The organism is Aeromonas sp. 603404 (genome assembly GCF_049171775.1).
In the GTDB taxonomy this organism is placed as follows: domain Bacteria; phylum Pseudomonadota; class Gammaproteobacteria; order Enterobacterales; family Aeromonadaceae; genus Aeromonas; species Aeromonas veronii_A.
In genome coordinates this window covers 802,322-817,088 of sequence record NZ_JAAKPE010000001.1, presented here as the reverse complement: position 1 = coordinate 817,088, position 14,767 = coordinate 802,322, and the positions used below count along the sequence as shown (strand labels likewise).

Below are 14,767 nucleotides of genomic sequence, written 5' to 3'. Positions count from 1 at the left end.
TTCTTATCCTTAAACCATCATGGGCGAGGCGGCAGTGCCTCATCCTGAGCGAAGTAACCGAGTGCGTGGCGAATGGGCTGTGGCTCGCGAACCGCCCCCTGCCAGATGGCATGGATCTCGGGGTGGCGGTTATGCAGCTTTATCAATTCATCGAGCCACGACGCCTCATTTTGATAATCCCCATTGATAAACCAGATCCGGCGCGCCCTGGCCGGGGTGCCCTTGAACAGCCCCTCGGGGTGGGAGAGCAGCTGGTGAAACAGGGCCAAGTCGAGGGGGTCACCGGCCTCTATCCCGCACAGGGCCTGAAGCTCTGCCCAGCGGTGGATCTGCTGCGGGTCGGCCTTGGCCCCCACCATGGCGCCGCCCGTCAGGGCGATCACCCAATCACTGCTCTGGGGAATGCAAGGTTCGTGCAAAGCGGGCACTTTCAATAACTTGTGATGGGCGCCATCAGCCTCGACCAGGATAAGATCGAAGCGCCGCTGCCCCTTGATGAGATCAATCTGCTGGGGCGTGGGGCCCGCCACCTTTCCGGTGCGCTCGTCGAGATGGCTGAACAGGGCAACCAGCGCCGGGCCATCCGGTAGCGCCTGACAGCGGGTAAGTTGACGAACGGGATCCGTCTCGATAATCAATTCCCGATAGTGTGACGGGGCAGGCAGAAACATCCGGGTGGTGGTGGTAATTAGCACCCTTTTACCCTGTTGATAAAAATATTCCGCCAGCCAGAACAGGGTGCTGGTTTTTCCACCGGCCCCGCAGAGGCTAATTAAGGTGGTATGGCTATCAATATTTTTGGTGAGCGGGTTTAATAGCGGATCTATATCTGGAAATGCGACAGCAACAACGTGTGGTAGCGACATAATGACGACCAAAATAAATATCGAAGGGAGTGGAAAACAACGTTGCCAGGAACAAGAGCAGTGTGACTGTATAATAACGGCGGCGGGTTTATCTTCCCGAATGGGTACTTGGAAAATGATGCTACCTTATTGCCAGGGGACAATGCTTGATGCAAGTCTCAAAAATGCCCTGGCTTTTTGTCAGCGGGTTATTCTGGTGGTGGGCCATCGTGGCGAGGAGCTTCAAGCCCGCTACGGATCACGGCCGGATATTGTTGTCGTCCACAATCCCGACTATCGGCAGGGGCTGGGCAGCTCCATCCGCTGCGCCCTGGCGGCCAGTGACGCTGACTACCTCTTTATCAGCCACGGGGATCTCCCCTGTATCCCGCGCGAGGTCTATCAACAGCTCTGGCAGACACGGGGCTGTGAGACACTCTTTCCCACCTGGCTGGGGGAGGCGGGTCATCCGGTGTTGCTGCCAAAATCCCTTGCTCGCGAGTTGGCAGCGGCCCCGGTGCAGTCGTCGGTACGGCGCTGGTTGCAAGGGCATCCCCACCGTATGGTGCCCGTCGACAGCCCCGCCATCCTGTTTGATGTGGATACCCCGGAGCGCTATCAGGCGCTGCTGGGTGGCATTCTTGAAAATGAGAGCGAGCCCACGAAATAACCCAGTTTAAAAAGATAACGGTGAGATAAATGGCGTATCAAAGTGATATTTCTCGCACTTGATCTGATAGGGCGAGTTCTTTTTGAACTGTTCATTAAGTAAATTCCAGAGTGATTGATAACTACTCGCAATACTCATAATGGTGGCATCGTAAATTCTCTCCATTAATTGGAGCTGTCTCACGCTTTTACCGTAAAAAATAGTTTTGTAACTGTAGTGGCCTGATTGTTGCTCTTCTCCTTGCCAAGGGGGAACACCCGTGCGGGATACCCCATTTATTCATGCTGCCAATGGGCAGAATAGCTGCAAGGAGATAGCCATGGGCGATATTATGCGACCCGTTCCGTTCAAGAACCTGCTGACCCGTATTTTCGCGGAATATAAAGAGAGTCAGAGCATTTTCGGTATTCCCGCCGCGCAATTCTATCGCAAGCAGGACGAGCGCAAGATCAAGGTGTTCGGTGAAACCTGCGAGACCCCCATTGGCCCGGCAGCCGGCCCCCATACCCAGTTGGCCCAGAACATCGTCACTTCCTGGCTGACCGGCGGGCGCTTTATCGAGCTCAAGACGGTGCAGATCCTGGACCGTCTCGAACTGGAAAAGCCCTGTATCGACGCCGAGGATGAGTGCTTCAACACCGAGTGGTCTACCGAGTTCACCCTGCCCAAGGCGTTCGACGAGTATCTTAAAGCCTGGTTTGCTCTCTATCTGCTGGAGGAGGTGTTCGATCCGCGTCTTGAGGGGGAGGCCAAGTCCTTTATCTTCAACATGAGCGTGGGTTACAACCTCGATGGCATCAAACAGCCACCGATGCAGCAGTTTATCCACAGCCTGATGGATGCAAGCCAAAGTCCGAAGTTTGCCGAGTACCAGCAAGTGCTGCGCGAGCTGGTAGCCGACGAGCAGTTTATCGCCGAGCTGGGACTGGGGGCGCGGCGCGATCGCCTGCAACAGCTGGTGGAGCGCATCCCGGCCGAGCTGGTGCACGGCGTCACCCTCTCCACCATGCACGGCTGCCCGCCGAACGAAATTGAAGCCATCTGCCGCTACATGCTGGAAGAGAAGGGGCTCAACACCTTCGTCAAACTGAACCCGACCCTGCTGGGCTACCCGCGGGTGCGCGAGATCCTCGATACATGTGGCTTTGATTACATTGGTCTGAGCGAAGAGTCGTTCGATCACGACCTCAAGCTGGAGCAGGCCAAGGCGATGCTGACCCGCTTGATGGCGCTGGGGGCCGAGAAGGGGCTCACCTTCGGGGTCAAGCTGACCAACACCCTTGGCACCATCAACCGCAAGGGGGCGCTGCCCGGCGATGAGATGTATATGTCCGGCCGCGCGCTGTTCCCGCTCTCCATCAACGTGGCGGCTGTGCTGTCTCGCGCTTTCGATGGCAAGCTGCCCATCTCCTACTCGGGTGGCGCCAGCAAGTTCAATATCGCGGAGATCTTCGAGACCGGTATTCGTCCCATCACCATGGCTACCGACCTGCTCAAACCGGGCGGCTACCTGCGCCAGATCGAGTGCCTCAAAGAGATCGACGCTTCTGACAGCTGGGGCATGAGTCAGGTGGATGTGGCCAAGCTGGAGGCGCTTGCCGCCAAGGCCCTCACAATGGATTACACCCAGAAGGAGTGGAAGTCCGAGGATCGCATCGAAGTGGGTGGTGGCCTGCCGCTGACCGACTGCTACGTGGCGCCCTGCGTCACCGCCTGCGCCGTGCATCAGGATATCCCCGAGTACATTCGCCTGATGGGCGAGGGGGAGTATGTGGCAGCCCTTGAGCTGATTTATCAGCGCAACGCCTTGCCCGCCATCACCGGCCATATCTGCGATCACCAGTGCCAGTACAACTGTACCCGTCTCGATTACGACAGCGCGCTCAATATCCGTGAGCTGAAAAAAGTGGCGCTGGAGCGCGGCTGGGAAGGGTACAAGGCCCGCTGGCACAAACCGGCAGGCAGTGGTGACAAGCACCCGGTTGCGGTAATAGGTGCAGGCCCGGCCGGTCTCTCCGCCGGTTACTTTCTGGCCCGCGCCGGCCACCCGGTCACCGTGTTCGAGCGCGAAGCGGATGCCGGTGGCGTGGTCAAGCACATCATCCCCGAGTTCCGCATCCCGGCCGAGCTTATCCAGCACGACATCGACTTTGTCGCCGCCCACGGGGTCAAATTCGAGTTTGGTTGCGATCCGGCGCTCACCGTCGACAAGCTGCACGCCCAGGGCTTTACCTATGTCTTCGTCGGCATCGGTGCCGACAAGAACGGCGGCATGCGTCTCGAAGGGGGTCATGATCGGGTCTACAAATCCTTCAACTTCCTGCGCAGCTTCAATCAGGGCAAACCGCTGCCGCTGGGCCGCCATGTGGCGGTGATCGGCGCCGGTAACACCGCCATGGACTGCGCCCGCGCCGCCCTCAAGGTGCCGGGTGTCAGCGATGTGACCGTTACCTACCGCCGCAGCGAAAAAGAGATGCCCGCCTATCGCGAGGAGTATCTGGAAGCGGTGGAGGATGGGGTGCGTTTCTGCTTCCTCACCAATCCGGAGCGCTTTGAGAAAGATGGCAAGCTCACAGTTCGGATGATGGCGCTGGGGGATCCTGACGAGCAGGGCCGCCGCCGTCCTGTGCCCACCGAGCAGACCGAAGTGATGCAGATGGATGCGCTGATCACCGCCATCGGCGAGCAGCCTGACTGCGAGGTGCTCAAAGCGATGGGCATTCCCTTGGGCAGCGATGGCTGGCCCGAGGTGGACAGCCAGACCGGCGAAACCAGCCGTCGCAACGTCTTCCTGATCGGTGACGTGCAGAGCGGTCCGTCCTCCATCGTCGGTGCCATCGGTGGTGCACGCCGCGCCGCGGATCTGGTGCTCTCTCGCGAGCATATCGCCAGCCAGCAGAGTGAAGTGACCATCCAGCCATCGGGCAAGGACGAGATCTATCGCCGCAAGGGGAGCATCGCCGTCACCCTGGTCGACAAAAACGAGCGCGATGCCTTCGTGGCGCAGGAGGCGCACCGTTGCCTCGAGTGCAACTACCTCTGCAGCAAGTGCGTGGATGTCTGCCCCAACCGGGCCAACGTCGCCATCGCGGTGCCGGGCTTCAAGGATCAGTTCCAGACCCTGCACCTGGATGCCTACTGCAACGAATGTGGCAACTGCGCCCAGTTCTGCCCGTGGCAGGGCAAGCCCTATCAGGACAAGGTCACCATCTTCAGCCTGCCCGAGGACTTCGACAACAGCCGCAACCCCGGTTTCTATCTGGCGGATGGTGGCGAACTGCGGGTGCGTCAGGATGGCGAGACCTATCGCCTGACCATAGACGCCCAGAGCCGGATCAAGGATGCGCCAGCGGCCCTTGGCGACATGTGCCGGATCATCAGCCATGTCCATGCCCATCACCACTACCTGCTGGGGGCCGTCGAGGCCTGAGCGAATAACGAATAAGCGAAGGAGCAAACCATGTTTATTCTGAAGAACGTCACCGCCGTCCAGCTGGAGCCGACCCGTGTACTGGAAGGGGTGGATATCGCCATCGAAGGCACCCTTATCAAAGCGGTGGGGCCCAATCTGCGGGCCCTCTACCCGGAGGCCAACTATCGGGAGATGGGGGGCAAGCTGGTGATGCCGGGCATCGTCTGTGCCCATAACCACTTCTACTCCGGCCTGTCGCGGGGGATCATGGCCAATATTGCCCCCTGCCCGGATTTTATCTCCACCCTGAAAAACCTCTGGTGGCGGCTCGATCGGGCGCTCGATGAAGAGTCCCTCTACTACAGCGGTCTCATCTGCTCGCTTGAGGCGATCAAGAGCGGCTGCAGTGCGGTGATCGACCATCACGCTTCGCCCAACTTCATCAAGGGCTCCCTGAATGTGTTGCGCAAAGGTTTTATGGAGGCGGGTCTGCGTGGCATGACATGCTTCGAGACTACGGATCGCAACGGCGGCCTCGCCGAACTGCAGGCCGGGGTGGAGGAGAACATCCTGTTCGCGCAGGCCATTGATGCCGCCAAAGCCAAGGGGAGCGAACCCTATCTGGTGGAGGCCCATATCGGCGCACACGCCCCCTTCACCGTGCCCGACGAGGGGCTCGCCATGCTGCGCGAAGCGGTGCAGGTCACCGGTCGCGGGCTGCATATCCATGTGGCGGAAGACCGCTACGACATGGCTCACGGTCACCACCACTATGGCAAGGAGCCCATCGCCCGGCTGGACGAGTTTGGCATTGTCGACAGCAAGACCCTGATTGCCCACGGCATCTACCTGAGCCCGGCTGACATCGAACTGCTCAACAGCCGCGATGCCTTCCTGGTGCACAACGCCCGCTCCAACATGAACAACCACGTGGGCTACAACATGCACCTGCCGGAGTATCGCAATCTGGCGCTTGGCACCGATGGTATCGGCTCCGACATGCTCGAAGAGCTCAAGTTCGCCTACTTCAAGCACAAGGATGCCGGTGGCGCCCTGTGGCCTGACAGCTTTGCCCGCTTCCTGTGGAACGGCAACACCCTGCTGGAGCGCAACTTCGGCGCCAAATTTGGCCGCCTGGAGCCGGGATACAAGGCCGACCTCACCATTTGCGACTACGACGCACCGACCCCGCTGGCGCCGCGCAACCTCGGTGGCCATCTCGCCTTCGGTATGGGCTCATCCTCGGTCAACAGCGTGATGGTCGAGGGACGCATGGTCTATCAGGATCGCGAGTTCCCGTTCGATGTCGCGCCCATTTACGAGCAGGCCAGCAAGGTGGCGAGCCGCCTGTGGCAACGGATGGATCAGCTGGCCTAAGGCCACCTTCCACAGTTTTGGACCGGATTGCCCGCCGTGTGGATTTCCCCGGCGGCGGGCAGCAAGAGTAAGGACGACACATGATTGAGCAATTCTTCCGACCCGAGCAACTGGGTCAGGCTTTGGAACTCAAGGCCAGTTTCGGCAACGACGCCGTCTACATGGGAGGCGGCAGCAAGCTTAACGCCGCTCCGACCCGCACCGACAAGAAGGTCGCTATCTCGCTGGACAAGCTGGGACTGAACCAGATTGAGCAGCAGCACGGCCAGCTCCATATCGGCGCCACCGTCACCCTGCAGACCCTGAAAGATGATCCCCGTACCCCGGCCGCCCTGTGCGACGCGCTGGGGTTTGTCTACTCCCGCCATCTGCGCAATCAGGCCACCATTGGCGGCGAACTTGCCTGCCAGCAGCAGGACTCCCCGCTGCTGCCGGTACTGCTGGTACTCGAAGCGGTGGTCGTGCTGGAGAACAACCTGCTGCAACCCATCGACGCCTATCTGGCGGGTCAGCGCAATGCCCTGGTGCTGGGAGTTGTGCTGCCGGAGCCTGAACTGCGCTGCGCCACTCGCCGCATCAGCCGCAATGCCGATGGCTTGGCGGTGATGACCGCCGCGGTAGCCCTCGACAGCATTGGCGAGATGCGGGTGGCCGTCGCTGGCGTCACCCCGCAGCCGATGCGCCTGCGGGATCTGGAGCGCCGCGAACTGCACGATGCCGCGCTGGAAGCCGCCGTGAGCGAGCTGATTGCGCCCCGTGAGGATCTGGCGGGCAGCGTGAGTTACAAGCGGTATATCACCGGCGTGGTAGTGGCGGATCTGCTGGTGGATTGCCAGCAGCAGGAGGTGCAAGCATGATGGAACTCAACTTTACCCTGAACGGTGCCTTGCGCACCGTCATCTGCAAGACCGGTGACAATGCCCAGCGGGTGCTGTTCAATCAGTGCCGGATGCATTCGGTGCGCAACAGCGACGACGGCTTCGGCTTCGCCGGCTCCGACGCCATTCTCTTCAACGGCAAGGTGATCAACGCCTCCCTGCTGATCGCCGCCCAGCTGGATGGATCAGAGGTGCGCACCGCCGAGTCCCTCGGCAGCTGGAACCAGCTCAGTCTGGTACAGCAGGCAATGGTGGATGTGGGTGTGGTGCAGTCCGGCTACAACGATCCGGCCGCGGCGCTCATCGTCACCGACCTGCTTGATCGCCACCCCGAGCCCACCCGTGATCAAATCGACGATGCCCTCTCGGGCCTGTTTCACCGCGATGGCGGTTATCAGCAGTTTTATCAGGCCATCGAGCTTGCCTGTTCACGGATGAAGGATCCTGATTACCTGTGCCAGATCGCCCCCGAGTTTCGCGGCGATCTGCGCCATATCGGCAAGAGCTGCCCAAAAGTGGACGCCGCCAAGATGGTGCAGGCCAAGCCCTGCTACGTGGAGGATCGGGTTACTGAAGATGCGCTGATCATCAAGATGCTGCGCAGTCCCCATCCTCATGCGGTGATCACCAAACTCGATGTGAGCCGCGCCGAGGCGCTGCCGGGCGTCGTGCATGTCATCACCCACCTCAACTGCCCGGATGTGTTTTACACCCCGGGTGGCCAGAGTGCCCCCGAGCCGTCACCCCTCGATCGCCGTATGTTCAGCCGCAAGGTGCGCCACGTAGGTGACAGGGTCGCCGCCGTGGTGGCCGAGAGTGAAGCTGTCGCTCTGGCGGCCCTCAAACTCATCGATGTCGAGTATCAGGTGCTGCCGGCGGTCATGAGCATTGACGAGGCGATGGCCCCCAATGCACCGCTGGTCCACGATGAGCCCATCGTCTACATGGCCGGGGCACCGGCGGATCTGGAGCAGCAGAACGCCTGCTCGGTGCGCCGCGGCGACGAGCACATGATCATCAACTTCCCCATCGGTTCCCGTCCGCATGAGAACCTGGCCGCCAGCGTCCATGGCCAGATCGGTGACGTGGCCAAAGGCTTTGCAGAGGCGGACGAGATTGTCGAGCGCACCTACGAATCGACCCAGGCCCAGCAGTGCCCGACCGAGCCGCACATCTGCTTCACCTACATGGATGGGGAGCGTCTGGTCATTCACGCATCCACTCAGGTGCCGTGGCACGTGCGCCGTCAGGTTGCGCGCATCGTCGGCATGAAGCAGCACCAGGTACATGTGATCAAGGAGCGGGTAGGGGGCGGCTTTGGCTCCAAGCAGGATATCCTGCTGGAAGAGGTGTGCGCTTGGGCGACCAAGGTCACCGGCCGTCCGGTTACCTTCCGCTACACCCGTGAAGAGGAGTTCATCAGCAACACCTCCCGCCATGTGGCCAAGGTGAAGGTGAAAGTGGGGGCCAAGAAAGATGGCACCATCACCGCCATCGAGATGGATTTTCGTGCCAACACCGGCCCTTACGGCAACCACTCATTGACGGTGCCAAGCAACGGCCCGGCGCTCTCCCTGCCGCTCTATCCGTGCGACAACGTGCTCTTTACCGTCAACACCTACTACAGCAACATCTGCCCGACCGGCGCGTATCAGGGTTATGGCGCGCCCAAGGGCAACTTCGCCCTGACCATGGCGATTGCCGAGCTGGCCGAGAAACTGGGCATCGATCAGCTCGACATGGTGGAGCACAACCGGGTGCACGAGGGGGACATCCTCAAGGTGCTGGGTGCCATCGGCGAGGGCAAGATGCCTACCTCGGTGCCCCATGCGGCCAGCTGCGCCCTCGAACCCATCCTCAAACAGGGCCGCGAGTTGATTGCTTGGGATAGTCCCAAACCCGCTGACGGGGATTGGCGCATCGGTCGTGGCGTCGCCATCATCATGCAAAAATCGGGGATCCCGGATATCGATCAGGCCAACTGCATGGTCAAGCTGGAATCGGACGGCACCTTTATCGTCCACTCCGGTGGCGCCGATATCGGCACCGGCCTCGATACCGTGGTGGCCAAGCTGACTGCCGAGGTGCTCGGTTGCCCGCTCAGCGATGTGCATGTGATCTCTGGCGACACCGACCACGCCCTGTTCGACAAGGGGGCTTACGCCTCGTCAGGCACCTGCTTCTCCGGCAACGCGGCCAAGAAGGCGGCCGAGAACCTCAAGGAGAAGATCCTGTTCCACGGCGCCGCCATGCTGGGCGAGCCGGTGGAGGATGTGGAGCTGGTTCATCCGGGCATAGTGCGCGGCAAGCAGGGGGAGGTGAGCCTCGCCAAGCTGGCCCACAAGGCCGAGACCGGTACCGGCTTCGGCATTCTGGTGGGCACCGCCAGCTACATCACCTCCGAGCTTGCCTTCCCGTATGGGGCCAACTTCGCCGAGGTGGCGGTCAACGTCAGAACCGGCGAGATCCGGCTCGACAAGTTCTACGCTCTGCTCGACTGTGGTACCCCCATCAACCCGGAGCTGGCCCTCGGCCAGATCTACGGGGCGACCATGCGGGCCATCGGCCACACCATGAGCGAGGAGATCTGCTACGACAGCAAGGGCATCCCGCTGACCCGGGATCTGAAGAGCTATGGCGCGCCCAAGATTGGCGACATTCCGCGCGACTTCCGGGCCTTCCTGGTACCGAGTGATGACAAGGTTGGCCCTTACGGCGCCAAGTCCATCTCGGAGATCGGGGTGAACGGCGCGGCGCCCGCCATCGCTACCGCCATCCACGACGCCTGCGGTGTCTGGCTGCGCAAGTGGCACTTCACGCCGGAGCAGATCCTGCGCGAACTGGGCAAGCTGGAGCAAAAAGTGTCGGCATAACAAAAGAAAAGGTGAGGGGCGGGCGCCAGCTCGCCCCCAGCGCCTGACGGCGGAATGAGTACTCCGCCTACATTCTGTGTGATGGGACAAACACGATGTCTAAAACAACACGCAAGCACTCGGATCTCATTTACGAGCTGGAAGACAAACCCCCGTTTTATCAAACCCTGATGGGTGCAGTGACCCATCTGCTGGCCATTTTTGTTCCCATGGTGACCCCGGCGCTGATCGTCGGCGGCGCCCTGGGTCTCTCCACCGAGACCACCGCCTATCTGGTCTCCATGGCGATGATCGCCTCCGGTATCGGCACCTGGCTGCAGGTAAACCGTTATGGCCCCATCGGTTCGGGGCTGCTCTCCATCCAGTCGGTCAACTTCTCCTTCGTGACCGTGATGATCGCCCTGGGCGGCGCCATGAAAAAAGATGGCATCCATGAGGAGCTGATCGTCTCGACCCTGCTCGGGGTCTCTTTTGTCGGCGCCTTTCTGGTGATGGGCTCCTCCTTCGTGCTGCCCTACCTCAAGCGGGTGATCACCCCGACCGTGAGCGGGGTAGTGGTGCTGATGATTGGTCTGAGCCTTATCAAGGTAGGGATCATCGACTTTGGCGGCGGCTTCTCCGCCATGAGCAGCGGCACCTTTGGCAAATACGAGCACATCGGGCTGGGGCTCTTGGTGCTCTGCGTCATCGTCGCCTTCAACTGCAGTCGAAGCCCGCTGCTGCGGATGAGCGGGATCGCCATCGGCCTGCTGGTGGGTTACGCAGTGGCTTTGATGCTCGGCATGGTGGATTTCTCCGCCCTTGAGAACCTGCCGCTTATCACTGTGCCGATCCCGTTCAAGTACGGTTTCTCCTTCGATTTTCACGCCTTTATGTTAGCGGGCACCATCTATCTGTTGAGCGTGCTGGAGGCGGTGGGGGACATCACCGCCACCGCCATGGTCTCCCACCGGGATATTCAGGGCCCCGAGTTTCAAAAACGGCTCTCCGGCGGTGTGCTGGCGGACGGGTTGGTCTCGGTGATCGCCTCGGCCCTCGGCTCTTTGCCACTCACCACCTTTGCCCAGAACAACGGGGTGATCCAGATGACCGGGGTGGCGTCACGCCATGTGGGCAAGTTTATTGCCGTCATTCTGGTGCTGCTGGGGCTCTTCCCGGTTGTGGGGCGCTTCTTTACCACCATACCGTCACCTGTGATGGGGGGCGCCATGGTCATCATGTTCTCCATGATCGCCATCGCCGGTGGTCGCATCATCATCAGCCACGGTTTCGATCGGCGGGAGACCCTGATTGTCGCCACCTCGCTGGGCCTTGGGCTCGGCGTTTCCTACGACCCGAACGTCTTCAAGGTGCTGCCGGCGGGTATCTACATGCTGGTGGAGAACCCCATCTGCGCCGGCGGCATCACCGCCATCATCATGAATCTGGTGCTGCCGCAAAGCCGCAAGCGCAAGTCGGCCGTCAGGGATGCCGAGGCGGTTGAAGTGATCCAGCTGAGCGACAAACCGGATGTGATCTTTACCGCCCGCAGTGCGGGCCAGCCATTGGCCAGCAAGGTTGAGGGGTCACCAGAGCCAGTGCCCGGCCAGACGGTGGCGCCACAAGTGGAACGGATCTGACGGTTAAACCGGCAAAAAACGTCAACAGAACAAGAAAAACAGGGAAATGGTTATGAAAAACGACAACTCTGTCAAAGCGGTACGCGGCAGCTTCTTCGACATCACCCGGGTGGTGGATCAGCCCGAGGAGATTGAGTCCAACGCGCGCCTTATCGAGGATGGCCTGCTGATCATTCGCAACGGCTGCATCGACTGGTTTGGTGAGTGGGAGGAGGGGAAAGATCGCATTCCGGCCGAAGTGCGGGTGCGCGATTATCGCGGCAAGATGATAGTGCCGGGCTTTGTCGATACCCACATTCACTATCCCCAGAGCGAGATGGTAGGGGCCTATGGCGAGCAGCTGCTGGAGTGGCTCAACCGCCACACCTTCCCGGCCGAGCGGCGCTACAACGATCTCGAGTATGCCCGCGAGATGTCCACCTTCTTTATCAAACAGCTGCTGCGCAACGGCACCACCACGGCGCTGGTGTTCGGCACAGTGCACCCCGAGTCGGTAGACGCCCTGTTCGAGGCGGCGAGCCGCATCAATATGCGGATGATCGCCGGCAAGGTGATGATGGATCGCAATGCACCCGATTATTTGCTCGATACCGCCGAGAGCAGCTATGTGCAGAGCAAGCAGCTTATCGAGCGCTGGCACGGCAACGGTCGACTGCTCTATGCCATCACACCACGATTTGTACCCACTTCGACACCCGAGCAGCTGGCGATGGCGCGGCGACTGCGCGAAGAGTTTCCCACCACCTATCTGCACACCCATCTGTGCGAAAACAAGGACGAGATCGCCTGGGTAAAATCCCTCTTCCCGGCGCACAAGGGGTATCTCGATGTCTATCACCAGCATGGGCTGACCGGCCACAACTGCGTCTTTGCCCACTGCGTCCATCTGGAAGAGCAGGAGTGGGATTGCCTGAAGGAGACCGGCTCCACCATCGCGTTTTGTCCCACCTCGAATCTTTATCTCGGCAGTGGTCTGTTCAAGTTGCACAAGGCGTGGCGCAAGCAGGTGAAGGTGGGGATGGGCACCGACATCGGCGCCGGCACCACCTTCAACATGCTGCAGACCCTCAACGAGGCCTACAAGGTGATGCAACTGCAGGGCGAGCGGCTCTCGGCCTATCAGGCCTTCTATCTGGCGACCCTGGGCGGCGCCCATTCGCTGGGGCTGGACGAGAAGATCGGCAGCTTTGCGGTGGGCAAGGAGGCGGACTTCGTGGTGCTCGACCCGGTCGCCACCCCGCTGCAGCAACTGCGTTATGACAACTCCACCACCCTGCGGGACAAGCTCTTTGTACTGTTGACCCTGGGGGATGACAGATCCATCTACCGCACCTATGTGGATGGCCAACTGGTGCATGAACGGGGGTAGGGCTTGTAGTGGGCTGCCGCGGCGCAGCCCCAACGAATACGGCGGCTGGCGTGCTCCACAGGGGCGCCAGTCTTGCCGCACCACAGGGGATCTCCCCGCATAGAACGTGAAATGGCCCGGTTTTTTTGACCAGCAAGGCAAACGTTTGAGTCAAGGCCGCCAGCCCTGGTCTGTCTGTCGCATCCTCTGCCGCCATCGCCTGTTTCTCATCAGACTGGCGCGAGGCAGATCCGCAGATCCTGTCGCCATTTCGTCATGGAACATTCAGGCGCGTGTGAAGGAGTTGGGTATGACCCAAGCAAACAGCAGGACAAACAGCGTGGAACAGCTGGCCAATGATGACGCCAGCCAGAGCGCAGCAAAGCAACAGCCGCTCACGGCTCTTGATCGCTACTTTATGATCAGCGAGCGGGGCAGCAACGTCAGACAGGAGGTGCTGGCGGGCCTCACCACCTTCCTTGCCATGGTCTACTCGGTGATCGTGGTGCCGAGCATGCTCGGCAAGGCGGGCTTTCCTCCCGGCGCCGTGTTTGTCGCCACCTGTCTGGTGGCGGGGTTCGGTTCGCTCTTGATGGGGCTCTGGGCCAAGCTGCCGATGGCCATCGGTTGCGCTATTTCCCTCACGGCGTTTACTGCATTCAGTCTGGTGCTGGGGCAGCAGATCCCCATTCCGGTGGCGTTGGGGGCCGTCTTCCTGATGGGGGTGCTGTTTACCGCCATCTCGGTGACCGGGGTGCGTAGCTGGATCCTCGACAACCTGCCGATGGGAATTGCCCACGGTACCGGCATCGGGATTGGTCTCTTCTTGCTGCTTATCGCCGCCAACGGGGTGGGGCTGGTGATCAAGAACCCGCTGGAGGGGCTGCCGGTGGCGCTGGGGGCCTTCACCTCCATGCCGGTCATCATGTCCCTGATCGGCCTTGCGGTGATCTTCGGGCTGGAGAAGCTGAGAGTACCGGGGGGGATCCTGCTGGTGATCATCGCCATCTCCATCTTCGGCCTGATTTTCGATCCGGCGGTTAAGTATCAGGGGCTGTTCGCCCTGCCGAGCCTGTCGGACGAGCAGGGTCAGTCCCTGATCTTCAGTCTGGATATCATGGGGGCCCTCTCGCCGCTGGTGTTGCCCAGCGTGCTGGCGCTGGTGATGACCGCGGTATTTGATGCCACCGGCACCATTCGCGCCGTGGCGGGGCAGGCCAACCTGCTCGATAAGGAGGGTCACATTATCAACAGCGGCAAGGCGCTCAGTGCCGACTCGGTCAGCAGCATCTTCTCCGGCCTTGTGGGGGCGGCACCGGCTGCCGTTTATATCGAATCGGCAGCGGGCACGGCGGCGGGGGGAAAAACCGGTCTCACCGCGACCGTGGTCGGTGGTCTTTTCCTTCTGATGCTGTTCCTCTCGCCGCTTTCCTATCTGGTGCCCGCCTATGCCACCGCACCAGCCCTGATGTATGTAGGGCTCTTGATGCTGAGCAATGTCACCAAGCTCGATTTCAACGATTCGGTCGGTGCCATGTCCGGGTTGGTGTGCGCGGTCTTTATCGTGCTCACCTGCAATATCGTGACCGGCATCATGCTTGGCTTCAGCTCGCTGGTGATCGGCCGCATCTGTTCGAAGGAGTGGCACAAGCTCAACGTCGGCACCGTGATCATCGCCCTGGCACTGGTACTCTTTTATGCTGGGGGGTGGGCTATTTAGGGATAACCCGCCCGTTTGGGGCCGC

9 protein-coding genes are annotated in these 14,767 nt (G+C 60.7%); 8 read left to right on the top strand and 1 reads right to left on the bottom strand.

Features of this window, described 5'->3' with window-relative positions:
- Window positions 1-17: 17 nt before the first annotated feature.
- A complete protein-coding gene (yqeC, locus tag G5306_RS03545; RefSeq protein ID WP_421312401.1) occupies window positions 18-866 on the bottom strand; it encodes a selenium cofactor biosynthesis protein YqeC in 849 nt (282 codons plus the stop codon).
- A 1-nt stretch (window position 867) separates the two neighbouring features.
- Here yqeC and mocA point away from each other — a divergent pair, with 1 nt between their 5' ends.
- The 8 genes from mocA (at window position 868) to G5306_RS03505 (ending at window position 14,742) form a co-directional block, all read left to right on the top strand.
- On the top strand, window positions 868-1,515 hold the full coding sequence (mocA, locus tag G5306_RS03540) for a molybdenum cofactor cytidylyltransferase (RefSeq protein ID WP_421312400.1): 648 nt from the start codon (window positions 868-870) through the stop codon (window positions 1,513-1,515).
- A 319-nt stretch (window positions 1,516-1,834) separates the two neighbouring features.
- A complete protein-coding gene (gene ygfK, locus G5306_RS03535; protein WP_421312399.1) occupies window positions 1,835-4,945 on the top strand; it encodes a putative selenate reductase subunit YgfK in 3,111 nt (1,036 codons plus the stop codon).
- A gap of 30 nt (window positions 4,946-4,975) precedes the next feature.
- Entirely contained in the window at window positions 4,976-6,304 is a 1,329-nt protein-coding gene (gene ssnA / locus G5306_RS03530; protein ID WP_421312398.1) for a putative aminohydrolase SsnA, read from the top strand.
- Window positions 6,305-6,384: 80 nt separating this feature from the next.
- Window positions 6,385-7,161 (top strand): molybdopterin-dependent oxidoreductase FAD-binding subunit, encoded by a 777-nt coding sequence (gene ygfM / locus G5306_RS03525; protein WP_193859224.1) that lies wholly within the window; start codon window positions 6,385-6,387, stop codon window positions 7,159-7,161.
- A complete protein-coding gene (locus tag G5306_RS03520) occupies window positions 7,158-10,055 on the top strand; it encodes a molybdopterin-dependent oxidoreductase Mo/Fe-S-binding subunit (protein ID WP_421312397.1) in 2,898 nt (965 codons plus the stop codon). Before ygfM ends, G5306_RS03520 begins: the two co-directional genes overlap by 4 nt.
- 95 nt (window positions 10,056-10,150) lie before the next feature.
- Entirely contained in the window at window positions 10,151-11,674 is a 1,524-nt protein-coding gene (locus G5306_RS03515; protein ID WP_421312396.1) for a nucleobase:cation symporter-2 family protein, read from the top strand.
- Between the two features lie 52 nt (window positions 11,675-11,726).
- The gene (gene guaD, locus G5306_RS03510) at window positions 11,727-13,043 is read left to right on the top strand and encodes a guanine deaminase (RefSeq protein ID WP_421312395.1); all 1,317 of its coding nucleotides are present in this window, start codon (window positions 11,727-11,729) and stop codon (window positions 13,041-13,043) included.
- Window positions 13,044-13,440: 397 nt separating this feature from the next.
- On the top strand, window positions 13,441-14,742 hold the full coding sequence (locus G5306_RS03505) for an NCS2 family permease (protein ID WP_421312427.1): 1,302 nt from the start codon (window positions 13,441-13,443) through the stop codon (window positions 14,740-14,742).
- Window positions 14,743-14,767: the final 25 nt, after the last annotated feature.

What these genes read in the sequence shown, in the direction of transcription:
- yqeC (WP_421312401.1), bottom strand. Translation starts at nt 866, where the DNA reads ATGTCGCTACCACACGTTGTTGCTGTCGCATTTCCAGATATAGATCCG.
- mocA (WP_421312400.1), top strand. Translation starts at nt 868, where the DNA reads ATGACGACCAAAATAAATATCGAAGGGAGTGGAAAACAACGTTGCCAG.
- ygfK (WP_421312399.1), top strand. Translation starts at nt 1,835, where the DNA reads ATGGGCGATATTATGCGACCCGTTCCGTTCAAGAACCTGCTGACCCGT.
- ssnA (WP_421312398.1), top strand. Translation starts at nt 4,976, where the DNA reads ATGTTTATTCTGAAGAACGTCACCGCCGTCCAGCTGGAGCCGACCCGT.
- ygfM (WP_193859224.1), top strand. Translation starts at nt 6,385, where the DNA reads ATGATTGAGCAATTCTTCCGACCCGAGCAACTGGGTCAGGCTTTGGAA.
- G5306_RS03520 (WP_421312397.1), top strand. Translation starts at nt 7,158, where the DNA reads ATGATGGAACTCAACTTTACCCTGAACGGTGCCTTGCGCACCGTCATC.
- G5306_RS03515 (WP_421312396.1), top strand. Translation starts at nt 10,151, where the DNA reads ATGTCTAAAACAACACGCAAGCACTCGGATCTCATTTACGAGCTGGAA.
- guaD (WP_421312395.1), top strand. Translation starts at nt 11,727, where the DNA reads ATGAAAAACGACAACTCTGTCAAAGCGGTACGCGGCAGCTTCTTCGAC.
- G5306_RS03505 (WP_421312427.1), top strand. Translation starts at nt 13,441, where the DNA reads ATGATCAGCGAGCGGGGCAGCAACGTCAGACAGGAGGTGCTGGCGGGC.